This is a genomic window from Streptomyces sp. NBRC 110028 (genome assembly GCF_001417735.1).
Taxonomy (GTDB): Bacteria; Actinomycetota; Actinomycetes; order Streptomycetales; family Streptomycetaceae; genus Streptomyces.
In genome coordinates, this window is sequence record NZ_BBUZ01000028.1 from 101,225 (window position 1) to 125,265 (window position 24,041).

Consider the following 24,041-nt stretch of genomic DNA (forward strand, 5'->3'; position numbering starts at 1 on the left):
TGGGCCTTCCGGTAGCAGTGGAGAACCGGGAGGTCACGGGTGGCGGACGGCAAGGGCGACAAGGGCGGCACAGGCGAGGGCGGCACAGGTGACGCGACGGATACCGGCGCGGGGTCCGGCTGGGCACGGCGGCTGATCCGCCACAGCATGCGGTACCGCCGCAATGTGCTGCTCGCGCTCGGGGCATCGCTCGCCGGGATGGGCGTGATGGCGCTGGTCCCGCTCGTCACCAAGCTGATCATCGACGAGGTGATCGTCCGGCACGACCGGGCGCTCGCGCCCTGGGCCGTGCTGCTGATCGTCGCGGCCCTCGTCGTCTACGCCCTCACCTACGTCCGCCGCTTCTACGGCGGACGGCTCGCGCTCGACGTCCAGCACGATCTGCGGACCGAGATGTACGACTCGCTCGTCCGCCTCGACGGCAGGCGCCAGGACGAGCTGTCCACCGGCCAGATCGTCGGCCGGGCCACCAGCGACCTCCAACTGGTCCAGGGCCTGCTCTTCATGGTGCCGATGATGATCGGCAACGTGCTGCTCTTCCTGGTCTCCCTCGTCGTGATGGCCGTGCTCTCCCCGCTGCTCACCGTCGTCGCCCTCGCCGTCGCCCCCGCCCTGTGGGTCCTCGCCTCGCGCAGCCGCGTCCGGCTCTTCCCCGCCACCTGGTACGCCCAGGGGCAGGCCGCCGCCGTCGCCGGGGTCGTGGACGGGGCCGTCACCGGCGTGCGCGTCGTCAAGGGCTTCGGCCAGGAGGCCCAGGAGGCGGGCAAGCTCCGCGAGGTCGGCCGTAAGCTCTTCGCCGCCCGGCTGCGCACGGTCCGGCTCAACGCCCGCTACACCCCCGCCCTCCAGGCCGTCCCCGCCCTCGGCCAGGTCGCGATGCTGGCGCTCGGCGGCTGGATGGCCACCCGCGGGCAGATCACCCTCGGCACGTTCGTCGCCTTCTCGACCTACCTCGCGCAGCTCGTCGGCCCGGTGCGGATGCTCACCATGATGCTGACCGTCGGCCAGCAGGCCCGGGCCGGAGTCGAGCGGGTCTACGAACTCATCGACACCGAACCGGTCATCCAGGAGCGCCCGGACGCGCGCGAACTGCCCGCCGACGCACCCGCCACGGTCGAGTTCGATCACGTCAGCTTCGGCTACGACGCCGACCGGCCCGTGCTCTCCGAGGTGTCGCTGCGCATCGAACCGGGCGAGACGGTCGCCGTGGTCGGCGCCTCGGGCAGCGGCAAATCCACCCTGTCCCTGCTGCTGCCCCGCTTCTACGACGTGACGGACGGAGCGGTGCGGATCGGCGGCCACGACGTCCGCGAGCTGACGTACGCCTCGCTGCGCGCCGCCATCGGGCTCGTCCCCGAGGACAGCTTCCTCTTCTCCGACACCGTGCGCGCCAACCTCGCCTACGGGCTGCCGGACGCCGACGACGAGCAGATCAGGGCCGCCGCCCGGGCCGCCCAGGCCGACGGCTTCATCTCCGCCCTCCCCGACGGCTACGACACCCAGGTCGGCGAGCAGGGACTCACCCTCTCCGGCGGCCAGCGCCAGCGCATGGCCCTGGCCCGCGCGATCCTCACCGACCCCCGGCTGCTCGTCCTCGACGACGCCACCTCGGCGGTCGACGCGCGCGTGGAGCACGAGATCCACGAGGCGCTGCGCGGCGTCATGGCGGGCCGTACGACCCTCCTCATCGCCCACCGTCTGTCCACCCTCGCCCTCGCCGACCGCATCGCCGTCCTGGACGGCGGCCGCCTGGTGGACCTCGGTACGGACGAGGAACTGCGCAAGCGGTGCGCGCTGTACCGCCGCCTGCTGACGGACCCGGACGAGCTGAGCGGCATCGCCCGCGACCCGGCCGGGCGCCTGGCCGTGCGGCCGCGCGGCGGGGACGACCCGGAGCACGCGGGTCCGGCGGTGGCGGGGCTCGCCGGGTCGTTCGGCGGCGAGGCCGCCGCCACCGCGCTGGTCGAGCCGTGCCGCGACGGCACGGCGCACGGGAACGGCGACGGCACCGTCGACGCCGACCGGCCGGCGGCGCGCGGCGGCGACGATCCCGGGCACGCCGCGCCGCGCGCGGACAGCGTGACCCCCGAGCTGTGGGTGCGGCGCGACGGGGACGGCCGGACCGCCCCGGAGGCGCGCTCCACCGCCACGCCCGCCCCCGGGATGGCCGGGGCGCTGGCCGGAATGCCCGCCACCCCGGACCTGCTGGCCAAGGTGGAGGCCCTGCCGCCCGCCACCGACATGCCCGAGGTGGACGAGGAGCGGGCCGCGCGGCCCGAAGAGGCCTACGGGCTGCGGCAGTTGCTGCGCGGGTTCAGGGCGCCCCTGCTGCTCTGCCTGCTGCTGGTGGCGGTCGACGCGGTGTCCGGGCTGCTGCTGCCCGTGCTCATCAGGCACGGCATCGACCAGGGCGTCCAGCGCCTCGCGCTCGGGGCGGTGTGGGCGGCGTCCGGGCTGGCGCTGGTCGTCGTCCTCGTGCAGTGGGCCGCGCAGTTCGGCGAGACGCGGCTGACCGGCCGCACCGGTGAGCGCATGCTGTACGCCCTGCGGGTCAAGATCTTCGCGCAGTTGCAGCGGCTCGGGCTCGACTACTACGAGCGCGAGCTGACCGGCAAGATCATGACGCGGATGACCACCGACGTGGACGCCTTGTCGTCGTTCCTGCAGACCGGTCTGGTCACCGCCGTCGTCAGCCTGCTGACCTTCTTCGGGATCCTGGTCGCGCTCCTGGTGATCGACGTCCAGCTGGCGCTGGTGGTGTTCGCGACCCTGCCGCCGCTGATCATCGGCACGTTCGTCTTCCGCCGCAAGAGCGTCAAGGCGTACGAACTGGCCCGCGAGCGCGTGGGCACCGTCAACGCCGACCTCCAGGAGAGCGTGGCGGGGCTGCGGATCGTGCAGGCGTTCCGGCGCGAGCGCGTCGGCCGGGAGCGGTTCGCCGCGCGCAGCGACGCGTACCGGCAGGCGCGGGTGCGCGGCCAGTGGCTGATCTCGGTGTACTTCCCGTTCGTCCAGCTGCTGTCGTCCACCGCCGCCGCGCTGGTGCTGATCGTCGGCTCCGGGCGGGTGAGCGACGGGACGCTGACGGCGGGCGCGCTGGTCGCCTATCTGCTCTACATCGACCTGTTCTTCGCGCCCGTGCAGCAGCTCTCCCAGGTGTTCGACGGCTATCAGCAGGCCACGGTGTCGCTGGGCCGCATCCAGGAGCTGCTGCGCGAGCCGACCACCACCCCGGCGCCGAAGAACCCGCGCGCGGTGCGGACGGTCCGCGGCGAGGTCGCCTTCGAGGACGTGCGCTTCCGGTACGGCGGCGACGGGGCGGGGGCCGCCGAGGAGGCCCTGTCGGGCATCGACCTGACGATCCCGGCCGGGCAGACGGTGGCGTTCGTGGGGGAGACGGGCGCGGGCAAGTCCACGCTGGTCAAGCTGGTCGCCCGCTTCTACGACCCGACCGGCGGCGCCGTACGGGTCGACGGCACGGATCTGCGCGAGCTGGACCTCACCGCCTACCGCAACCGGCTGGGCGTGGTCCCGCAGGAGCCGTATCTCTTCCCCGGGACCGTGCGCGACGCCATCGCCTACGGGCGTCCCGGCGCGAGCGACGCCGAAGTGGAGGCGGCCGCGCGGGCGGTCGGCGCCCACGCCATGGTGGCCTCGCTCGACGGCGGCTATCTGCACGCGGTCTCCGAGCGCGGGCGCAATCTGTCGGCCGGGCAGCGCCAGCTGATCGCACTCGCGCGCGCCGAGCTGGTCGACCCGGACATCCTGCTGCTCGACGAGGCCACGGCCGCGCTCGACCTGGCCACCGAGGCCCTGGTCAACCAGGCCACGGACCGGCTGGCGGGCCGTCGCACCACGCTGGTCGTCGCGCACCGGCTGACCACCGCGGCCCGCGCGGACCGGGTGGTGGTCCTGGATCACGGACGGGTGGTCGAGGACGGTACGCACGACGAGCTGGTGGCACGGCCTGACGGCCGGTATGCCGAGCTGTGGCGCACCTTCACGGGAGAGACGGCCCCGGTGGGGGCGTGACGCCCCCGCCGTCGGGGCGGGTTCGGCCGCCTCAGGAGTGCGCCGTCCGGCCGTGAACTATACGGCCGGTAACTCTCGGCGTTCGCCGCTCATCACATACCGTGACGTCACGGTTCCATGCCGCTCGCCCTCGCGATGCCCTCCACCTCGCGCCGGTCCGCCTCCCGCTGCTCCGCCTCGGCCGCCACGCGCTGCTTGTGGCGGTGCAGGAAGTCGGGGTCCTGGGCCCGGTCCTGGGGCACCAGCACCTTCATGCCCTTGGCGTGCGGGCTGTCGCCGAGGTCGACGACCACCCGCTCGTCCTGGGAGGTGAGCAGGCCGAAGAGCACCAGCAGCTCGGCCTGGAGTGCGGGGGTGAACAGCTCTTTCTCCTCGGGCCCCATGCCGAGTTCGTACGTCCCCCCGCGGACGGCCGGTGAGGTGCTCAGCTCGCGCAGCAGCCGCATGAGCAGCTCCAGCGAGCGCGGATCGATTCGTTCCTGTAATTCGGTCAGATACTGCGTCAGCCGCTCGGCCCGTTCGCTCCGGTCGTGCCGTTCGTCTCGGTCCATGTCAGCAGGATGCGCCATCACAGCCCGCTACGAAAGGGGGTGACGGCAACAACTCTCCGTATTCGGCGGCTGGTTGGCGTGATCGGACAGCTCTAGCCACTGTTGTCCGTGCCCCGATAGGTTCTCGGCGACCTGTGCGATTGATGTGCGCGCAGGTGATGTGCACCCAAGGGGAGGGCGAATGGGCAAGGCGCTCAGATGGCTGTTGTCGCTCGTGATAATCGTGGGGGCGGTCGGCGCCGGTGCGGGCGGCGCACCGGCGGCAGCGGCCGCCCCCGCGAGCGGGCCGGACATCAAGGAACGCGTCCTGGCGATTCCCGGGATGAGGTTCGTGGAGGAGCAGCCGTACGACGGCTACCGCTTCCTGGTCTTCACCTACCGGCAGCCGGTCGACCACCGGCATCCGTCCAAGGGCACCTTCGAGCAGCGGTTCACCCTGCTGCACAAGGCCACCGACCGGCCGACGGTCTTCTACACCTCCGGCTACAACGTGACCACCGCGCCGCGCCGCAGCGAGCCCACGCAGCTGGTGGACGGCAACCAGGTGTCCATGGAGTATCGGTTCTTCACGCCGTCGCGGCCCCAGCCCGCCGACTGGTCGAAGCTGAATATCTGGCAGGCCGCCAGCGACCAGCACCGGCTGTACCGGGCCCTGCACCGCGTCTACGGCAAGCACTGGCTCGCCACCGGCGGCAGCAAGGGCGGCATGACCGCCACCTACTACCGCCGCTTCTACCCGCACGACATGGCGGGCACCATCGCCTACGTCGCCCCCAACGACGTCGTCAACGACGAGGATTCGGCCTACGACCGCTTCTTCGCGGGCGTCGGCACCGCCGAGTGCCGCACCAAGCTGAACGCGGTCCAGCGCGAGGCGCTCGTGCGGCGCGACGAGATCGTGGCGCGCTACCAGAAGTGGGCCGACGAGGAGAAGCAGACCTTCACGGTCGTCGGCAGCGCCGACAAGGCGTACGAGAACGTCGTCCTCGACCTGGTGTGGGCCTTCTGGCAGTACCACCTGCTCAAGGACTGCGCGGACGTCCCCGCCACCACGGCCTCCACCGATGAGCTGTACACGTTCATCGACGACATCTCCGGCTTCTCCGCCTACACCGACCAGGGCCTGGAGACCTACACCCCGTACTACTACCAGGCGGGCACCGAACTGGGCGCCCCCACCTTCAAGACCCCCCACCTGGACGGTCTGCTGCGCTACCCGGGCATCTACAACCCGCGCAACTACGTCCCGCGCGACATCCCGATGCGCTTCGAACAGGGCGCGATGCGGGACGTGGACCGCTGGGTCCGCCACGACGCGCGGCGGATGCTGTTCGTCTACGGGGAGAACGACCCGTGGGGCGCCGAACCGTTCCGCCTGGGCAAGGGCGCGCGCGACGCGTACGTCTACACCGCCCCCGGCGGCAACCACGGCTCCAACATCGCCCAGCTGACGGCGGACGAGAAGGCGAAGGCCACGGCCGCGGTCCAGCGGTGGGCGGGCGTCCCGGCCTCGTCCAGGCCGCTGGCCCGCCACGACGCGAAGCTGGACCGGCGGGAGATGGAGCGCGAGCCGGCCCTGCGGCCGTAACGCTCCTGCCCGGCCTCCCGCCCCGCCCCGCCCCGGCCTTCCGTCCGGGGCGGGGCGGGAGGCTTCGCTAGTACGAGAGCCCGTGCCCGATCGGGTACAGCACCCGGTGCGGGGCGTCCGCGCGGCGCACCGCCACCGGCAGCCGGCCGCGCGGGTCCCGCTTCCCGGCGATGACCCGGGCGGCGGCGCGCACCTCGACGTCCGTCCAGCCGTAGGTGGCCAGCGACGCGCCGGGGTCGTTGCCCAACTGGGCGATGTCGTACGGGTCCTTGACCGCCACGTGCACCACCGGCATCCCGGTCGCAGACAGCTCCGAGACCAGCCGCCGCTGGCCGGACCCGGCGTCGACGTCGCGCGTCAGGACGATCACCGCGTCCCGCTCGCGCGCCGCCGCCACGGCCTCGTCGATCCGCCCCGGCGACGGATCGGGCGCGCTGCCGGTGCCGGTGGACAGGGCCTTCGCGGTGAAGCCGAGCGCGCCGAGGGCGCGGGCGAGGACGGCCGTCGGCGGACCGCCGGTGCCGGTCGGGGCGGCGGGGTCCACGCCGACCACGAGCAGCCTGCGATGGCGGCGGGGCGACAGCGGCAGCAGCCCGCCGCGGTTGGTGACCAGCGTGGTGGTGCGGTCCGCGATCCGGGCGGCGGTGGCGGCGTGCGCGCGGGTGCCCACCGTACGGTCCACCTTCCGGCCGCTGGTGTACGGCTCGTCCAGCAGCCCCCGGCGCGCCTTGAGCCGCAGGACACGCAGCACCGACGCGTCGAGCCGGGCCTCGCTGATCTCCCCCTTCCGTACCGCCGTGCGGACACTGTTCCAGGCCGCGGGCAGATCGGGCGGGGTCAGCAGCTGGTCCACGCCCGCCTTCAGCGCGAGCACCGGCACCCGGCCGTCGCCGTACTTCTCGCGCACGCCCCGCATGCCGAGGGAGTCGGTGATCACGACGCCGTCGTAGCCGAGTTCGTCGCGCAGGACGCCGGTGATGATGGGGCGGGAGAGGGTGGCCGGGTCGTCGGCCGGGTCGAGCGCGGGGAACAGCAGGTGCGCGGTCATGACCGAGTCGATCCCGGCGGCGATCGCGGCCCGGAACGGCGGCGCGTCCAGCCGCTCCCACTTCTTGCGGGAGTGGGTGATGGTCGGCAGCCCGACATGGCTGTCCACGCCAGTGTCGCCGTGCCCCGGGAAGTGCTTGGCGGTGGCCGCGACCCCGGCGCCCTGATACCCCTGGACCTGGGCCGCGACCAGCCGGGCGACCGCCTCGGGGTCGGCGCCGAAGGAGCGGATGCCGATCACCGGGTTGGCCGGGTCGACGTTGACGTCCGCGTCCGGCGCGTAGTCCTGCCGGATGCCGAGCGCGGCCAGCTCCGCCCCGGCGATCCGGGCCGCCGCCCGTACGTCCGGCACGCTGCCGCCCGCGCCGAGCGCCATCGCCCCCGGCAGCAGCGTGGCGGGCGCCCCGATCCGGGCCACCATGCCGTGCTCCTGGTCGGTGGAGAGGAGGAGCGGCACGCCCGCCGAACCGTCCAGGGCGGCCTTCTGCAGTCCGTTGGAGAGCGCGGCGACATGCCGGGGATCGCGGATGTTGTGCGCCCACTCGGTGTACATGATCCCGCCGAGGTGGTACCTCGCCACCACCTCGGCGGCGCTGCCGACGCCGTACTTCTTGGTGTTGGCCGCGGCGTCGGCGGGGTCGGGCGCGGTGGCGGAGTGGCCGTACACCGACAGGACGAAGAGCTGGCCGATCTTCTGGTCCAGCGTCATGCGCCCGAGCAGATCCGCGGCGCGGTCCCGATCGCTGGGCCGGGTGGGCGCGGGCCGGTGCGCCGGCGAGGACGTGGAGGGCGTCGACGGTGACGCGGACGCGGATGTCGCGGGAGAACCGGAACTGAGCGTCCGCGGGCTGCAGGCGGTGGCGACGGCGGCGGTCGCCGCGGCGAGCAGGGCGCGGCGCGAGGTCGGCTTGTGCACCCGCACTCCTTCCATGATCTTCGGAGGGGGTGTCTGGCGTTCATATGACACGCTGGTGGGCCGGGTGGGGCCCGGTCAATGGGAACCGGTAATTCGACTCAACTTCGTTCACCAGCGGGCGCCTTCGGTCGTGATGAGTCGTCACGGGGCGACGCCTCGCGGACCGGCCCTGCCGCTTCCCCCGAGCACGGGCACGGGCACGGGCACGGGCTGATGAGCAACGCCCTGACACACCTGCCGCACTTCAACACGAGCCTGCCCTGCGTCGTGACCGGCGACTTCAACACATCTGCCGGCAAGGGGCAGCCGGTGTACGACATCCTGCTCAGAGGCGGTCGGCTGGTGGACACGTGGGAAGTGACCGAGAAACCGTGTCAGGCCTACGCCACCTGCAACACCTGGCAGGACCCCGAGCCGGCCGACGAGCGGCAGGACTGGATCTTGACGACGCCGGCGGTCAAGGTCACCGAAGCCCCGGCGTGACACCGGGCGACTCCCCCATTTCAGGGATGCGCGTTGCTACCGTCGCAGGTTGCCGTCGTTGAACCACGCGAGGTGCTATGGGGTGAGCAGTCGAATCACCGCCACCCTCAGAAAGGGTCCGAGGAAGGGAACCCGGAGATGAGTGCAGAAAAGGCTGGTACGGCGCAGAACGTGGGACTCGACGAGGTAGTCGTTCAGGTGGCCGACAATTCGGGCAGCACCGGCTACCACTGGGAGATTGTCGACAAGCAGGGGTGTGAGGTGGTGGACACTTACGAAACACCGCCCGGCCCGCCCGGAGCCGCCCGGACCCGGCAATTCGACATCACGTTCGAGGACGCCCCGAGCAATCTGGAAATAGATCTTCTGCCGCCGGGGTCGAAGAGCGAGCCGACTGAACGGATCACCATTACGAGGTCGTGAACCAGGCCTCGGCACGTAGCCGGGGGTCGGCCTCCTCCTGAGTGAGGCGCAGGTGCGGGTCTCCTGGCCGGGGCGGGCGGCCCGTACCCGCCGGGCGAACCATCGTCCCGGGCCGGGTTCACGCGGCGTCGGCGAGCAGCCGCAGCAGGTGGTCCCGGCCCGGCGCCAGCAGCTCCGGCAGCTCCCGCGCGGCCGGGTACCACCGCTTCTCGTACTCCCAGCACAGCCAGCCGTCCCACCCCTCGCGGCTGAGCAGCTCCACGCACTCGGTCAGCGGCAGCACGCCCGCGCCCAGGGGCAGCGGGGTGGTGTCCTCGGCGGAGGCGATGTCCTTGACCTGGACGTAGCCCAGGTGCGGGGAGAGCGCCGCGTAGCTGGTGGCGGGGTCCTCGCCGGCCAGCCAGGGGTGCATCACGTCCCAGATCGCGCCGACGCTGCCGTGCCCGACCGGCCCGAGGACGCGGGCCGCGTCGGCGCCGGTGCGGTGCGAGTCGTGGGTCTCCAGCAGCAGCCGTACGCCCAGATCGGCGGCGTGCGGCGCGACGGCCCCCAGGCGGCGGGCGGCCGTCGCGTCGGCCTCCTCGGGGCTCTGGTCGCCGCCGCCGGGGAAGACGCGGACGTACCGCGCGCCCAGGTCGTGGGCGAGCGCGAGGAGCTCCCGCAGCCCGGTCCACACCGGCTCGTCGGGGCCCTCCGCCGCGACCCGTACGTACCCGGCGACGGCCAGGATGTCCACCCCGGCGTCCCGGAACTCCCCGGCCACCCGGGCGCGTTCGTCCGCCCCGATCCCGGGGTGCACCGGCTCCTCGGGATGTGCGCGCAGCTCGACGCCGTGATACCCGCTCCCGGCGGCGAGCCGGGCGACATCGGTCATGGGCATACCGGGGACGCCGAGGGTCGAGAAGGCGAGCTTCATGGCGGACTCCGTGGGTCGTGGGGGCTCAGCAGGGGGCGGGGATGATCCGGGCGGGGTCAATCCTGCCGTGCCGAAGACCCGTAACCCGGCACCGGTGACCCCAAACCCTCCCCCGCGCCGACGGACGGCGCCTTCGGGCGCCGACGCAGCGGGCACGATGGACCCGTCCGCCTCGCCTGAGCGGCGGAGAGGTGTGAGGAGAGGGAGGACAGGGATGCGGCCCGGACATGGTGGAGAGGTGGCCGACGCGGCGGAGCTTGCCGCCCGGCTGCGGCACGTGTACTGGATCGGCGGGGGCAGTGGCGCCGGAAAGTCGACGATCGCCGGCCGGCTCGCCGAGCGCTACGGCTGGCGCCTCTACGCGACCGACGACGTGATGCGTGATCACGCCGGGCGGGCCACCCCCGAGGAGGCCCCCTACTTGCACGAGTTCATGGCCATGGACATGGACGAGCGATGGGTGAACCGCTCTCCGGAGCTCATGCTCGAGACGTTCCATTGGTTTCGGGGTGAGGGCTTCGGCCTGATCGTCGAAGACCTCCTTCGGCTGCCGCGGGAGCCGTGCGTCATCGTCGAGGGATTCCGGTTGCTGCCGCGCTTGGTGAAGCCTCTGCTCACCGCTTCCGAGCACGCCGTCTGGCTTCTTCCCTCCCCCGATTTCCGCCAGGCCGCCTTCCGGAGCCGGTCGGTACCGGGGGAGGGGTTCATGTGGAGGACCAGCGACCCGGCGCGGGCCGGCCGCAACATCGCCGAACGGGACGACATGTTCACGCGACGCCTTCGGGAGGAAACCGGGCGTCTTCGGCTGCGTGCCCTTCAGGTCGACACCACGACGACGGAAGACGAACTCGCGGCGCGGGTGACCGCGGCGTTCCGGCTCTGACCGCGAGAACTCAGGCGGGCAGCTTCGTGTCGACGACGAAGCTGCTCTCGATGGCCTGGCCGGGGAAGGTCAGTTCGGTGACGCCGAGGACCGTGCCGGCCGGGCGGCGAAGTCGTCCGCGTGGCGGAACTCGCCCGCCCCGTCGAGCGAGAGCTGTCCGGAAACGTGGGTCAGATCGCCGGACGTGGTGGAAGACATCGAGGGTGGCCAACAGTCCCGCCCTTTCCGTTCCACTCTCTTGTGGTTACTCGGAAACTGTAGGAGAGTGACGGCTGACCTGGAAGAACACACTTTTCGGTGGCTGAGGAACCTGATGGTGACCAAGCAGCAGCTCAAGGGCCTGCCCGAGGACGCGGACCTGCGGCGCGCGGACTCCCTGGCGCGGGAGATCTTCTCGGACGTCGCCAACAAGTGGGCGCTCCTGATCATCGAGGCGCTCGGCGAGCGCACCCTGCGCTTCAGCGAACTGCGCGACGAGGTCGAGGGCGTCAGCCACAAGATGCTCACCCAGAACCTGCGCATGCTGGAGCGCAACGGTCTGGTCGACCGGAAGGTGTACCCCACGGTGCCGCCGCGGGTCGAGTACACCCTCACCGGGCCGGGCCGGGCCCTGCGCGCCACGGTCGACGCCCTCTGCGACTGGACGCACCGGCACCTCGGGCACATCGAGGGCGCGCGCCACCGCTTCGACGCCTGACGGGCGCGCGGCGCCCGGCGGTCCTCCCGGGCGCGTGGGCGTTCCCTCACCCCGCGGCCAGCCGCCACAGGGACGTCACCTCCGCGGCGCGGGCCCGGTGCAGCGGGTCGGCGGAGTCGGTGGCGCGGGGGTGGACGGGCCGGGTGTCCAGCCGGTCGACGACCCGCAGCCCGGCGGCCTCGAAGGCGTCCAGCAACTCCTCGCGGGTCCGCAGCCCCAGATGCTCGGCGAGGTCGGAAAGGATGAGCCAGCCCTCGCCGCCGGGGGTGAGGGCGTCGGCGAGCCCGTTCAGGAAGCCGTGCAGCATGCGGCTGCCGGGGTCGTACACCGCGTACTCGACCGGCGAGCTGGGGCGCGCCGGGACCCAGGGCGGATTGCAGACGATCAGTGGGGCACGGCCGGGCGGGAAGAGGTCCGCGCACACCACCTCCACCCGATCGGCGACGCCCAGCCGCTCCACGTTCTCCCGCGCGCAGGCCAGCGCCCGCTCGTCCTGGTCCGTGGCCACCACGCGCTCCACACCGCGCCGCGCGAGAACGGCGGCCAGCACGCCCGTCCCGGTGCCGATGTCGAAGGCGGCCGTGGGGGACGCGGGCAGCGGGGCTTCGGCCACCAGGTCGACGTATTCGCCGCGCACCGGCGAGAAGACCCCGTAGTACGGATGGACGCGGTCCCCGCCGAGCGCCGCGATCTCGACGCCCTTGACCCGCCACTCGTGCGCGCCGATCAGCCCCAGCAGTTCCCGCAGCGAGATCACCGACGGGCCCTGCGCCGCGCCGTACACCCGCGCACACGCCTCCCGTACGTCGGGCGCGCGGCGCAGCGGTACGGCGAGGCCGGCGTCCAGCGGCACCAGCAGCATGCCCAGCAGCCGGGCCCGCCGGCCCTGCTCCTGCCGGTGCCGGTGGAACGCCTCGGCCGTGCTCTCCGCCGGCCCGCGCCGCCCCCGGGGCCGCCGCGGCCCCCGGTCGACCCGCCGCGCCAGCGCGGCGAGCAGCTGCCGGGCGCCCTGGTAGTCGCCGCGCCACAGCAGCGCGGTGCCCTCGCAGACGAGGCGGTACGCGGCGTCGGCCGTCATCCGGTCGTCCGCGACCACCACCCGCCGCGGCGGCGGCGCGCCGCTCTCGGAGCGCCACTGGGCGGTGTGGGTCCGGCCGTCCTCGGGCCACTCGATGAGGTGCTGCGTGCTCAGGGGGTACACCTTTGCTCTCGTGCCGTTCGCACCCGCGGTGCGTGTGGGTCGATCCTTCCGGAGGACATCATGCCGATCGCCGGTGGGGCAGGGGGCCGAGCATGAGCGCGGTGCGCGGGCGCGGTCGGGTGCGGTTCTTCAGCGGCAACCCCCGGCGCCCGCTGCTGGCCGACCTCGCCCGTCTCGTGGTGGAGGGGAAGCCGCGTCCGATGGTCGACGCGGTCTTCCCCCTGGAGGAGATCGCGGCGGCGCGCCGGGTCCTGGCGCGGGGCGGAGTGCGGGGCACGTACGTGGTCCGCGTCGACCAGGCGACCACCGGTCAGCCCTGACCGTGATCACTGGTCGGGTGGTGCCCGGTCTTTGATGCTGCCCTGATCACGGGGCCGGCCAACATCGTTTGACAGTGGGACACGTCACTCAAGGGGGCACCTTGATCGAATGTCATGATCATGCCATAGTCATGATCGCTTCGCACTTCGGTGACAGAGGGGAGAGGGGCCCGTGGTCCGTCTCATGAGCCTCGAAGGGGCCGGGAAGATGAACGTCGAGAACGCGCACAAGCTCAGTCGAACGCGCAATGATCCTAGGAAATCCTGGCTGAGGATCTCCTTAGCCTTAGGATCCAGTTCAGGCCAGGTCCTCATCCATGTGGCCGGGGATGCCTCCCCGGGCGCCGCGCTCGTCGGCCGCCGCGCGTGTGAGGGGGCGATCTCGTGGTGACCGGCGCCCCGGACACGCCGCCGTACGCGGGCCGGTCCGCTCTTCCCGCCCGTGTCGCCGTCACCGGTGCCGCCGGGGTGCTCGGCGTCAGCCTGGTGGACCGTCTGGTGGACTCCGGCAGCGAGGTCCGGGCACTCGATCTGCGGCCGATGCCCGCCCAGCCCGGACTCATGCCCATCGCCGGGGACATCCGTGACCCGGCGGTCCTCGCCGAGGCGTTCCGAGGCGTCGACGCCGTGGTGCATTCCGCCTCCGCGCTGCCCAGCTACTCCGCGGCCGACATACGGTCGATCGTCATCGAGGGCACCACGACCGTGCTGAAGGCGGCCCGTGCCGCCGCCGTGCCCCGGGTGGTGCACATCTCCACGACCGCCGTCTACGGACTGCCCCAGAAGGTGCCCACGCCCGAGGACTACCCGAAGAGGCCCGTGGATCCCTACAGCTCCGCGAAGTCGGCGGCGGAGGAGATCGCCGAGCGGTTCCGGGCGGAAGGGATGAGCCTGTCGGTGCTGCGTCCCAAGACCTTCCTGGGCCCGACCCGCATGGGGCTGTTCGACATGCTCTTCCAGTGGGCCGAGGAGGGCAGGAACTTCCCCATGCTCGGCACGGGGGAGGTGCGCAGCCAGATGCTGGGGGTCGACGACCTCGTGGACGCGGTGCTGCTGGCGCTGACCGCCCCGGACGAGGTGGCCTGCGACACGTACAACATCGGCGCCGCCGAGTTCGGCACCCTGCGGGAGGACTTCCAGTGCGTACTGGACGCGGCAGGGCACGGCAAGCGGGTGGTGTCGATACCGAGTAAGCCCGCGGTGGCGGTGCTGCGCGCGCTGGCACGGGCCAAGCTGTCGCCGGTGTACGACAGGCTGATACTCAAGCTGCTCGCCGATTCCTACGTCAGCATCGACAAGGCCCGCGACAAGCTCGGTTTCCGTCCCCGGGTGTCCAACCAGGCCGCCATCTTGCAGTCCTACGACTGGTGGCGTGGCCAACGGGCGACCGCCGCGGCGGGCCGCGCCGGACGGACCAGCGGCGACCCCTGGCGACAGGGCATGCTGACGCTGGCGAAGGCGTTCTTCTGACATGCCGGCCACCGGAGTCGGAGGGTCGGACAACAACCCGCTCTTACCGCCGGCCGACCGGCAGGGCGTGCTCCCGGACGGCCCGCCGGATGGCCCGCCGGACAGGCCGCCGACAGGCCGCCGGCGTACGGCCACGCGCCTGCTGGTGGCGGCCACGGCGGCCTGGACGGTCTTCCTCGTCCTGCTCGTCCTCCTCGCCGGCCGCTGGTGGCCGTGGAACATCGTCCAGCTCATCCCACCACTGACCCTGGTGGTGGTGCCCCTGCTGCTTCTGTGCCTCGTACCGTTGCCGGCGCGGCCGGTGCGCCGCCGGCTCTCCATCGCCTTGGTCGTCCTGCTGCTGGCCGGGGGCCATCTGGCCGGATACGGCCCGGGGTGGGGCACCGCCACCGCCAGCCCCGCCGGTACGCCGGTCAAGGTGTTCGCCTGGAGCACCCGCTTCTGGCAGATGGGCGACGACAAGGACGCCTTCTACGACTTCCTGCGCCGGCAGGACAGCGATGTGTACCTCCTCCAGGAGTATCTGTACTGGAAGGACGACAAGCCGGTCCGCATCGACGACTCGGCCCGGCTGCGCGCGGAGTTCCCCGGCTACCGGGTGTCCGTGGAGGGCGAGTTGATCACCCTCTCCCGGCTGCCCGTGGTGACGGCACACCACCGGCGCGCTGCCGGGGGTGAGGACGCCTGGTACTGGAAGGGGACGAAGTTCCAGCGCACCGACATCCGGGTCGGCGGGCGCACGGTCTCCTTCTACAACGTGCATCTTCCGGTGCCCGTGCACCCCGGCAACCCCCTGAAGGTCAGTACCTACCGAGAACACCGGAACCGCGGCATCTGGTGGACGCGTGAGCTGCGCAAGCTGCGCGCGGATCTGGCCGGCAACCGCCACCCGTCGCTGGTGGCCGGCGACTTCAACTCGCCCTGGATGGAGCTGTCCTCCCTGGGCGCCGGCACTCAGTTGCACAGCCCGACCGGCTCATGGCTGCCCGTCCGCACCTGGCCCATCTCCGGTTTCGCACTGCCCCGGCTGTGGCGCCTCGACTGGCTGTTCACCCATCACGGCCTGGCTGTTTCCAGCGATCGCTTCGATGACGGCGGCGAGGACTTCTCGGACCACGCCGGCCAGGAGATCCGTGTCGTCGTCCCGGACGAGGCGGGCTCCGCACAGCCCACGCACACCCCTTGAACCCCAGGAAGGGAAGCACCGTGGCGCAACCCGACAGGTTCGATGTGAAGGTGACGCTCGACTCCTCCCCGTCCCGCGGAGTCGCCGGCAGGCGGCTCATGAGCGGTGCACGGTCATGAACTGGCTGGGCAGCGACGACATCATGGACGACCAGGGCGGCCCGGCCGCGACGGCGTCGCCCGGTACCCGGGCGGCCGTGCCCACCGCGGCGCCGACGATGCCCACCCCGGAACCGGTCCGCGCCACGAACGGCTCGCACGGTCCGCTCCGGGAGGGGACCGCGGGCGCGGAGCCCCGGCGTTCGCGGTTACCGGCGCCGCTGGTGCTGTTGCGCCCTCGGCAATGGGTGAAGAACATCTTCGTCCTCATCGTCCCGTTGGCCGTGGATCCCGCGGTGTTCTGGCACCGCATCGCATGGGCACTGGTCACCGCGGTCGCGTTCACGGCGGCCTCCGGTGCGGTCTACGTCCTCAACGACTGGCTCGACCGGGAGCAGGACCGGCTGCATCCGGTGAAACGTCACCGGCCGTTGGCCAGTGGCCAGGTCGGTCCACTTGGCGCGCTGCTGCTGGGCGCGGGATGCCTGGGCATCGCGGCGACCCTGGGGGCACTGCTGCCACCGCCGGTACGGGCTGCCGTCGTCGGGTACGCGGTGCTCAATCTGGCCTACTGCCTGGTGTTGAAGAACTACCCGCTGGTCGATGTCAGTGTGGTGGCACTCGGCTTCGTCCTCCGTGCCGTGGCGGGCTGTCTGGCGGTGGCGGCGCCCTTCAGCCCCACCCTGATCATCTGCGTCTACTGCACCTGTCTGCTGATGTCGCTGGGCAAGCGGCGGCACGAGCTGGTGACCGCGAGCCTGCGGGGGCAGGCGGCCGCACAGCGGCCCGCCCTCGCGGGGTACTCGGTGCCCCTGCTCGACCAGCTCACGGCCGTGCTGCTGGCCGCCACGCTGATCAGCTACGAACTGTTCATCCTCTCGGCACCGCAGCCGCACGCCGCCGTGCTGGCCGTCGTCACCGTGCCGTTCGCCGTCTTCGCCCTCTGCCGCTATACACAGCTGCTGTCGGTGCACCGCAGCGGTGGGGAGCCGGGCCGGGACGTGCTCATGGACATGCCGCTCATGATCAACGCGGCTCTGTGGCTCATCTGTCTGGCCGTCGGCCGGCTCGTGTGAGGCACGACGAGACACGACGAGACACGACGAGAGAAGCCGCACATCGTCAGCAGGGGAAGGGAACTGTTCATGCGTGACCACGAATTCGATTGTGCGATCGTCATCAACTACTACGCGCCGTACGTCAGTGGGCTGACGATCCATACCCAGCGCATCGCCGAGGGCCTGGTCGAACGAGGGCATCGTGTGGCGGTGGTGGCCACGCAGCACGACAAGTCGCTGCCTCTTCGCGAGGTCCGAGGCGGCGTCTCGGTCTTCCGCAGTCCGGTCCGCCGGACGATCGGCCGGGGACCGGTGAGCCCGGAGTTCGTGTCCCTGGCCCTGCACGTCGCCCGCAGGTCGGCGATCGTCAACCCGCACGCGCCGATGCTCGAAGTGGGACCCATCGCCCTGGGCGTGCGAGGCCGACCGCTGGTGACGACGCACCACATGGACCTGTGGCTGCCCTCGGGAGCGGTCAACGCGGTCGCGACGCGTGCGGTGGACGTGTCCACGTGGGCCGCGCTGCGGCTCTCCGACGCGGTCGTGGTGAACAGCACCGATCAAGCGCGGGGTTCCAAGCTGTGGCCGCTGATCAAGCGCAGGAACTGGCGGGGAATCGCCCCGCCGTGCCTCGACCGGCGCGGTGGTGAGCCCAGTTACCGCGACGGAAGCGGCATGCACATCGGATTCCTCGGGCGTATCGTCGAGGACAAGGGAATCGAATATCTGATTCGAGCATTCCAGATGCTCGATGATCCGGATGCTCGCCTGCTGATCGGCGGTGACTGGGTCAAGGTGGCCGGCGGCGGAATCGAAGACCGGCTTCGGCCGCTCATCGGCGACGACAAGCGGATTCAGATGCTCGGCCTGCTGAGCGGAAGCCAGATCGACAATTTCTACGCGTCGATCGACGTCTTCGCTCTGCCGTCCGTCGCCGAGTCCTTCGGTACCGTCCAGGCCGAAGCGATGATGGTCGGCGTTCCCTCGGTCACCACGAACCTTCCAGGAGGGCGTTCGCCCGTCCTGGAAACGGGATTCGGCCGCCGTATCCCCCCGCGTGACCCGGCGGCGCTGGCCCGTGCGATCACGGAGCTGGCGGCGCTGACTCCCGAAGAGCGCGCCGAGGGCGGTCGCAGGGCCCGTGACCTCTACAGTGTGGACACCTCCCTCGACGCCTACGAGGAGCTGTTCCAGCAGGTCACCCCGATGCGAGACCACTCCTCGGTGATCGGCGCGCGGCGTCAGAACACGCTCATGCGATGACGGTGAACGCGGTGAAGAATCGCCGGCGCATGCTCAAGCCGCTCAAGGCGATCCTCTATTCATCCATCGTCGTCTTCCTGTGCTGGCAGGTCTGGAGCGTGCGGGACGGACTCGGCGACAGCATACGTTCACTTGGCTGGCCGGTCGTCGGTCTCGCCACCACGTTCACCGTGATATCGCAATTCCCCGGTTTCATCGGGTGGAAAATGCTGGTCGCCAGTGCCGGGATACGGCTCACGTTCTCCGACGCGGCCTGGATCTACTTCACCTCCGGGGCGACGCGATATCTGCCCGGCGCCATCTGGCCCGCTGTCACCCAAGCCGCGCTCGCGAAGAAGGTCGGAGCGCCGGTGACCAAACTCGTGAGCACCGGTCTGGCCGCGGTCGTCCTGACCGCGCTCAGCGGCGGCATGGTGGGCCTGCTGGCGTTCCCCCGCCTGGTGGCGGACGATCCGACGTGGTGGCTCATGCTGCCGGTCCTGCTCTCCGCGTGCGCGGTCATGCTGACACCGCGCCTGCTGGGGAAGCTGCTCGCTCTCGGGCAACGCGTGCTGCGCCAGGGAGAACACGAGGTCGCGCCGCCCGATCGCGGGGCCTCCCTGGGGATGATCGCTCTCAGCATCCTCGGATGGTGTGGCAACGGAGTGCACGCGGCGATCATCGCGATCGCCTTCGGGGCACCCCCGCTCACCGCGGCGACGCTGGGCATCGGCGGTTTCACGCTCAGCTCCGTCGCCGGAACCTTGTCCCTGACACCCGCCGGTATCGGGGTGCGTGAGGCGGTGCTCGGTCTCACGCTCGGCGTTCTGATCAGCGGTCCGAATCTGGTCACGCTGCTCCTGCTGAGCCGGGTCCTCACGACCCTGGGCCACGTGAGCGTGACCCTTGGCGTGCTGGGACTCCTGGCCGGCAACCGTCACCTGAAACGGCGACGGAGCAAAGAGAAGACGCTGGACGCGCTGTCCGCGAGTTGAGCCCGCCCGGGATGCGTATCGGCACCCGCACTGTTCACGTCGAGCGACGTGGCGCGGCGCGCCCGCGTGAAGACGCGCCGCGCCACGTCCGCCGGCGACCCCTCGGCCACCCTTCCCGATCTCGTCTGACCACCGAGAGACTCTGGAGGTATCCATGGCAGCCATCGCAGGACCGGAGAAGACCACCCGCCCGAAGCCCGATGACGGCACCGACGTGCCCGCTCCCCGGCTGACCGTCATCGGCACCGGCTACCTCGGCGCCACCCACGCGATATGCATGGCCGTCCTCGGCTTCGACGTCCTGGGCGTCGACGTGGACGAATCCAAGATCAAGCTCCTCGGCGAGGGTGAGGTGCCCTTCTTCGAACCCGGTCTGCCCGAACTGCTGGCCAAGGCCACCGACTCCGGCCGGCTGCGGTTCACCACCAGCTTCGAGGAAGCGGCCGAGTTCGGCGACGTCCATTTCATCTGCGTCGGCACCCCCCAGCGGCAGGACTCCGACGCGGCGGACCTGCGGTACGTCGACAGCGCGGTGACCGCGCTCGCCCGGCACCTGCGCCGCCGTGCGCTCATCGTCGGCAAGTCGACGGTGCCGGTGGGCACCGCCGCCCGGCTGACCGAGCTGGTCCAGCGCCTCGCCCCGGCCGGTGACCAGGTCGAACTCGCCTGGAACCCCGAGTTCCTGCGCGAGGGCTACGCGGTCGACGACACCCTCCGCCCCGACCGGCTGGTCTTCGGCGCCTCCTCCCCGTGGGCCGAGGAGCGGCTGCGTGCCGCGTTCGGGCCCGTCATCGCCGGCGGCACACCGGTGGTCGTCACCGACCTGACCACGGCCGAACTCGTCAAGGTCGCCGCCAACTCCTTCCTCGCCACCAAGATCTCGTACATCAACGCCATGGCCGAGGTCTGCGAGGCCACCGGCGGCGACGTACGCGACCTCGCCGAGGCACTCGCCTACGACGACCGCATCGGTGGCCGTTTCCTCAAGCCAGGTCTGGGCTTCGGCGGCGGCTGCCTGCCCAAGGACATCCGCGCCTTCGCCCACCGCGCCGAGGAACTCGGCGTCGGCCAGGCCGTCGCCTTCCTGCGCGAGGTCGACGCCATCAACAAGCGCCGCCGGTCCCGCACGGTCGACCTGGTCCGCGAGCTCGCCGGTGCCCCGGGCGGGGACCTCACCGGCGTCCGCGTGGCCGCGCTCGGCGCCGCCTTCAAGCCCAACTCCGACGACATCCGCGATGCCCCCGCCCTCGATGTCGCCTCCACCCTGCACCGGCTGGGCGCCCACGTGACCCTCGTCGACCCGGAGGCCACGGAGAACGCCCGCCGCGTCCACCCCGAACTGGACTACGGCACGGACGCGATCTCCGCCGCCACCGGGGCCGACGTGGTCGTCCTGCTCACCGAGTGGGCCCAGTTCCAGGAGATCGACCCCGAGATCATGGGCTCTGTCGTCGCTCGACGCCGCATCGTCGACGGCCGCGACGCCGTGGACGCGGCACGCTGGCGCGCGGCGGGCTGGGAGTACCGGGCGCTCGGGCGGCCCTGATGCGCGTGGCCCGGGGCGCGGCCCGCTGCCGCGCCCCGGGCGAGATGACGCCGCGTCATGCGTATGGCCGCCGCTCGGATCCCACCCTACGATGGGAGCGCTCCCGCGCGCAGCGCGCGACACCTCGTTCCCGCACACTTCGACGCGGATCCGGAGGCTCTCATGAATTGTCATGATCATGCTCGTCGCTGGGGTCTTCGCGCCTCGGCCGTCGCGTCGGCCGCGACGCTGCTGACCACCCTGGCGCTGGTGGACACCGCCGCCGCCCACGGCTCGGCCATCGGTCCGGCGTCGCGCAACTACGGGTGCTGGAAGCGCTGGGGCGGCGACTTCCAGAACCCGGAGATGAAGACCAAGGACCCCATGTGCTGGCAGGCGTGGCAGGCCGACGCCAACGCCATGTGGAACTGGAACGGCCTCTACCGCGAGGGCGTCGCGGGCAACCACCAGGCCGCGCTGCCCGACGGGCAGCTGTGCAGTGCCGGACGCACCTGGTCCGGGCGCTACAACGCGATGGACGTGCCCGGGAAGTGGGAGGCCACCCCGGTCAACAACAGCTTTACGTTCAAGAACCACGACCAGGCCAAGCACGGCGCGGACTACTACCGCATCTACGTCACCAAGCAGGGCTACGACCCCACGACCCAGCCGCTGCGCTGGAGCAACCTCGAACTCGTCGCGCAGACCGGGAAGATCGCGCCCGGGGAGGGGGAGCCCTCCAGCGATCCCAGCCTCAACGGGGTCACGGTCTCGATCCCGGTCAACGCGCCCGGGCGTACCGGGCGCCATGTGGTGTTCATGATCTGGCAGGCCAGCCACTTCGACCAGACGTTCTACTCGTGCAGCGATGTGATCTTCCCCGGCGGCTGACCCGCCGAGTCGTGGTGTCCGCCTCAGTGCCGAGGCGGGGCCGTGGAGGCGCGGGCCATGAGTTCGGCGCGCACCATCGCCACCCCGCCCGGCGGCTGCGGCTCACGGCCCAGGGCCAGCCGCCCGGCCCGTACGCCCGCCTCGTGCAGCGGCAGCCGGACCGTGGTCAGGGCGGGGACGGCGTCGGCGCTGAAGGGGAGGTCGTCGAAGCCCGCGACCGACACGTCCTCGGGGATGCGCAGGCCCTGGTCGCGCAGGGCCGCGCAGACGCCGAGGGCGATGGTGTCGTTGGCGGCGACGACGGCGGTCAAGCCGACGTCGCGGCGCAGGAGTTCGAGGGTGGCGTCGTAGCCGGAGGCCCGGTCGTACAGGCCGTGGACGGTCAGCCGCCGCGCGTCCGCGTCGAGCCCGGCCGCGGCCAGGGCCTCGCGGTGGCCCTCCAGCCGGTGGCGGGTGGTGGTGCGGTCGGCGGGGCCCGCGACGTAGCCGATGCGGCGGTGGCCGAGGGCCAGCAGATGCTCCGTCAGCCGCCGGGCGCCGCCGCGGTTGTCGAAGGTGAGGGTGATCGCGTCCTCGATCGGGGGCCGTCCGCACAGCACCACCCGGGTGCCGGAGGCGGCGAGCCGGGACGCCTTGGTGGCGACGGCGGCCGCGTGGTCGGGGTGTTCGACCGCGCCGCCGGTGAGGACGACGGCGGCGGCGCGCTGGCGCTGGAGGAGGGTGAGGTAGTTCAGCTCGCGCTCGGGCGAGCCGCCCGTGTTGCAGATGACGGCCAGCTTCTCGGCGCCCCGCCCCGGCTCGGTGCCGGCGCCGCCCGGGGGACCCATCTCGGACTGCACGGCGCCCGCGATGATGCCGAAGAAGGGGTCCGCGATGTCGTTGACCAGCACCCCGACCAGATCGGACGTGGCGGCGGCGAGAGCGCTTGCCGGTCCGTTGACCACGTACTCCAGATCCTCCACGGCACGCAGCACCCGGGCCCGGGTCGATTCGGCGACCGGATAGTTGCCGCTCAGGACGCGCGACACGGTGGCCGCCGAGACCCGAGCCCGTGCGGCCACGTCGGCCAGGGTCACTGCCATGTTTCCTCCGTTGGATGGTCACCTGGGTCGTTGGTGGGACACCGCGTGCGCCAGGGGCTGTCTTGCCGATCATGCCGGGCGACAAGACACCCCCTGGTGGGGCCGGGTCAATGCTCTCACTGGTCAGGGCCGCCGCGGCCCTCGCGTACCGAACCGGGAACGGGTGCGGGAATCTGTTCGCCGGGGTCTTGTCCTGACATCCGGACCGTGCCTAGGGTCGACCCTCGGCAAGCGCTTTCCGTCCCGTTGGCGAGGAGCCTCACTCCATGGCCGCAGCAGCCACCGCCCGTATCCGTGCCGCAGTCATCGGCACGGGAGCCATCGTCACGGGCAGCCATCTGCCCGCCCTGCGTGATCACGCCGACCGCGTCGAGCTGGTCGCCGCGGTCGATGTGGACGCCGGCCGGCTCGACGCCTTCCGCGCGACGGCGGCAGAGAGCGCCGGATTCACCGTCGCCGGCTATCCCGATGTGGCCGCGATGCTGGAGGCCGAGCGCCCCGACCTGGTCCTCATCGGCACCCCGCCGTCCCTGCACCGCGAGCAGACGGTGGCGGCGCTCCAGGCGGGAGCGTGGGTGCTGTGCGAGAAGCCGCTGTGCCTCACGCTCGCCGAGTACGACGAGATCGCACAAGCGGAAACGGAGGCGGGCGGGCCGTACGCGTCCGTGGTCTTCCAGCACCGCTACGGCTCGGGCGCCGTCCACGCCCAGGACCTGCTGACCACCGGCGCCCTCGGCCGCCCCCTGGTGGCCCACTGCCAGACCACCTGGCACCGGGACACCGCGTACTACGCCGTGCCCTGGCGCGGCCGCTGGGACAGCGAGGGCGGCGGACCCTCCATGGGCCACGGCATCCACCAGATGGATCTGCTGCTCCACCTCCTCGGCGACTGGACCGAGATCCGCGCCATGGCCGGGCGGCTGGTCCACGACGTGGAGAGCGAGGACGTGTCCACCGCGCTGGTCCGCTTCGACAACGGAGCCATGGCCACCGTCGTCAACAGCGTGCTCTCGCCCGACGAGGTCAGCCGCATCCGCATCGACTGCGCGGACGCCACCGTCGAGCTGACCCACCTCTACGGCCACCGCAACGACGACTGGGTCTACACCCCCGCCCCGCACGTCCGCGACGAGCCCGCCCGGCAAGCGCACTGGCGCACCCTCGCCGCCGATCTGCCCAGCTCGCACGCGGCCCAGCTGACCGGGCTACTGGACGCCATGCGGGACGGCGTACGGCCGCCGGGCAGCGGCCCGGACGCCCGCCGCACCCTCGAATTCATCGCCGCGCTCTACAAGGCGGCCTTCACCGGGCGGCCCGTGCACGCGGGAGAGATCGCGCCCGGCGACCCGTACTACGACGCCATGCACGGAAACCACCCCGAGTGGGCTCCGAAGGCGCCCCAGGCCACGAACGCCGCGAAGAAGGAGAGCTGAGGCC

The 24,041-nt window shown here is 71.8% G+C and carries 21 protein-coding genes; 15 read left to right on the plus strand and 6 right to left on the minus strand.

Annotated elements, in window-relative coordinates:
- The first annotated feature begins 147 nt into the window (after positions 1–147).
- Positions 148–4,032, plus strand: coding sequence for an ABC transporter ATP-binding protein (locus ASC60_RS19620; protein WP_234357043.1), 3,885 nt, complete (start codon positions 148–150; stop codon positions 4,030–4,032).
- A gap of 107 nt (positions 4,033–4,139) precedes the next feature.
- Here the strand turns inward: ASC60_RS19620 and ASC60_RS19625 are convergent, their stop codons facing one another.
- On the minus strand, positions 4,140–4,583 hold the full coding sequence (locus tag ASC60_RS19625; protein WP_039941875.1) for a hypothetical protein: 444 nt from the start codon (positions 4,581–4,583) through the stop codon (positions 4,140–4,142).
- Positions 4,584–4,764: 181 nt separating this feature from the next.
- Between ASC60_RS19625 and ASC60_RS19630 the strand changes: the two genes are divergently transcribed.
- The gene (locus ASC60_RS19630; RefSeq protein WP_055552660.1) at positions 4,765–6,171 is read left to right on the plus strand and encodes a S28 family serine protease; all 1,407 of its coding nucleotides are present in this window, start codon (positions 4,765–4,767) and stop codon (positions 6,169–6,171) included.
- A gap of 67 nt (positions 6,172–6,238) precedes the next feature.
- Here ASC60_RS19630 and ASC60_RS19635 read toward each other — a convergent pair whose 3' ends face one another.
- The gene (locus ASC60_RS19635) at positions 6,239–8,149 is read right to left on the minus strand and encodes a glycoside hydrolase family 3 protein (RefSeq protein WP_370592942.1); all 1,911 of its coding nucleotides are present in this window, start codon (positions 8,147–8,149) and stop codon (positions 6,239–6,241) included.
- Positions 8,150–8,347: 198 nt separating this feature from the next.
- Here ASC60_RS19635 and ASC60_RS19640 point away from each other — a divergent pair, with 198 nt between their 5' ends.
- The gene (locus ASC60_RS19640; protein ID WP_055552664.1) at positions 8,348–8,617 is read left to right on the plus strand and encodes a hypothetical protein; all 270 of its coding nucleotides are present in this window, start codon (positions 8,348–8,350) and stop codon (positions 8,615–8,617) included.
- Positions 8,618–8,755: 138 nt separating this feature from the next.
- A complete protein-coding gene (locus tag ASC60_RS19645; protein WP_055552666.1) occupies positions 8,756–9,040 on the plus strand; it encodes a hypothetical protein in 285 nt (94 codons plus the stop codon).
- Positions 9,041–9,158: 118 nt separating this feature from the next.
- On the opposite strand, the gene ASC60_RS19650 is transcribed toward ASC60_RS19645, so the two are convergent.
- The gene (locus ASC60_RS19650; RefSeq protein ID WP_055552667.1) at positions 9,159–9,956 is read right to left on the minus strand and encodes a sugar phosphate isomerase/epimerase; all 798 of its coding nucleotides are present in this window, start codon (positions 9,954–9,956) and stop codon (positions 9,159–9,161) included.
- A 238-nt stretch (positions 9,957–10,194) separates the two neighbouring features.
- Between ASC60_RS19650 and ASC60_RS19655 the strand changes: the two genes are divergently transcribed.
- Positions 10,195–10,839: a hypothetical protein gene (locus ASC60_RS19655; RefSeq protein ID WP_370592943.1), complete on the plus strand. Its 645-nt coding sequence runs from the start codon at positions 10,195–10,197 to the stop codon at positions 10,837–10,839.
- 69 nt (positions 10,840–10,908) lie between these two features.
- On the opposite strand, the gene ASC60_RS43755 is transcribed toward ASC60_RS19655, so the two are convergent.
- Entirely contained in the window at positions 10,909–11,037 is a 129-nt protein-coding gene (locus ASC60_RS43755; RefSeq protein WP_267892809.1) for a hypothetical protein, read from the minus strand.
- A 115-nt stretch (positions 11,038–11,152) separates the two neighbouring features.
- Between ASC60_RS43755 and ASC60_RS19660 the strand changes: the two genes are divergently transcribed.
- Entirely contained in the window at positions 11,153–11,536 is a 384-nt protein-coding gene (locus ASC60_RS19660; protein WP_055552671.1) for a helix-turn-helix domain-containing protein, read from the plus strand.
- A gap of 46 nt (positions 11,537–11,582) precedes the next feature.
- Here ASC60_RS19660 and ASC60_RS19665 read toward each other — a convergent pair whose 3' ends face one another.
- On the minus strand, positions 11,583–12,728 hold the full coding sequence (locus ASC60_RS19665; protein ID WP_055553104.1) for a class I SAM-dependent methyltransferase: 1,146 nt from the start codon (positions 12,726–12,728) through the stop codon (positions 11,583–11,585).
- A 101-nt stretch (positions 12,729–12,829) separates the two neighbouring features.
- Here ASC60_RS19665 and ASC60_RS19670 point away from each other — a divergent pair, with 101 nt between their 5' ends.
- The 8 genes from ASC60_RS19670 to ASC60_RS19705 all read left to right on the plus strand — a co-directional run bounded on the left by ASC60_RS19670 (position 12,830) and on the right by ASC60_RS19705 (position 21,522).
- Positions 12,830–13,057, plus strand: coding sequence for a zinc-binding dehydrogenase (locus tag ASC60_RS19670; RefSeq protein WP_079038494.1), 228 nt, complete (start codon positions 12,830–12,832; stop codon positions 13,055–13,057).
- Positions 13,058–13,444: 387 nt separating this feature from the next.
- On the plus strand, positions 13,445–14,527 hold the full coding sequence (locus tag ASC60_RS19675; RefSeq protein ID WP_055553106.1) for an NAD(P)-dependent oxidoreductase: 1,083 nt from the start codon (positions 13,445–13,447) through the stop codon (positions 14,525–14,527).
- A 1-nt stretch (position 14,528) separates the two neighbouring features.
- Complete coding sequence (locus ASC60_RS19680) at positions 14,529–15,713, plus strand: endonuclease/exonuclease/phosphatase family protein (RefSeq protein WP_055552675.1); 1,185 nt, start codon at positions 14,529–14,531, stop codon at positions 15,711–15,713.
- A 115-nt stretch (positions 15,714–15,828) separates the two neighbouring features.
- Entirely contained in the window at positions 15,829–16,887 is a 1,059-nt protein-coding gene (locus tag ASC60_RS19685) for a UbiA prenyltransferase family protein (protein WP_055552677.1), read from the plus strand.
- A 69-nt stretch (positions 16,888–16,956) separates the two neighbouring features.
- Positions 16,957–18,132, plus strand: coding sequence for a glycosyltransferase family 4 protein (locus ASC60_RS19690; RefSeq protein ID WP_063787172.1), 1,176 nt, complete (start codon positions 16,957–16,959; stop codon positions 18,130–18,132).
- The gene (locus ASC60_RS19695) at positions 18,129–19,106 is read left to right on the plus strand and encodes a YbhN family protein (protein WP_079038495.1); all 978 of its coding nucleotides are present in this window, start codon (positions 18,129–18,131) and stop codon (positions 19,104–19,106) included. The genes ASC60_RS19690 and ASC60_RS19695 overlap by 4 nt, the downstream gene beginning before the upstream one ends.
- Before the next feature lie 154 nt (positions 19,107–19,260).
- Positions 19,261–20,652: a UDP-glucose/GDP-mannose dehydrogenase family protein gene (locus ASC60_RS19700; protein ID WP_055552681.1), complete on the plus strand. Its 1,392-nt coding sequence runs from the start codon at positions 19,261–19,263 to the stop codon at positions 20,650–20,652.
- A 162-nt stretch (positions 20,653–20,814) separates the two neighbouring features.
- Positions 20,815–21,522 (plus strand): lytic polysaccharide monooxygenase, encoded by a 708-nt coding sequence (locus ASC60_RS19705; RefSeq protein WP_055552682.1) that lies wholly within the window; start codon positions 20,815–20,817, stop codon positions 21,520–21,522.
- A gap of 23 nt (positions 21,523–21,545) precedes the next feature.
- Here ASC60_RS19705 and ASC60_RS19710 read toward each other — a convergent pair whose 3' ends face one another.
- Positions 21,546–22,604: a LacI family DNA-binding transcriptional regulator gene (locus ASC60_RS19710; RefSeq protein ID WP_055552684.1), complete on the minus strand. Its 1,059-nt coding sequence runs from the start codon at positions 22,602–22,604 to the stop codon at positions 21,546–21,548.
- A 266-nt stretch (positions 22,605–22,870) separates the two neighbouring features.
- On the opposite strand from ASC60_RS19710, the gene ASC60_RS19715 reads away from it, so the two are divergent.
- Positions 22,871–24,037 (plus strand): Gfo/Idh/MocA family protein, encoded by a 1,167-nt coding sequence (locus tag ASC60_RS19715; RefSeq protein ID WP_055552685.1) that lies wholly within the window; start codon positions 22,871–22,873, stop codon positions 24,035–24,037.
- Positions 24,038–24,041 lie beyond the last annotated feature (4 nt).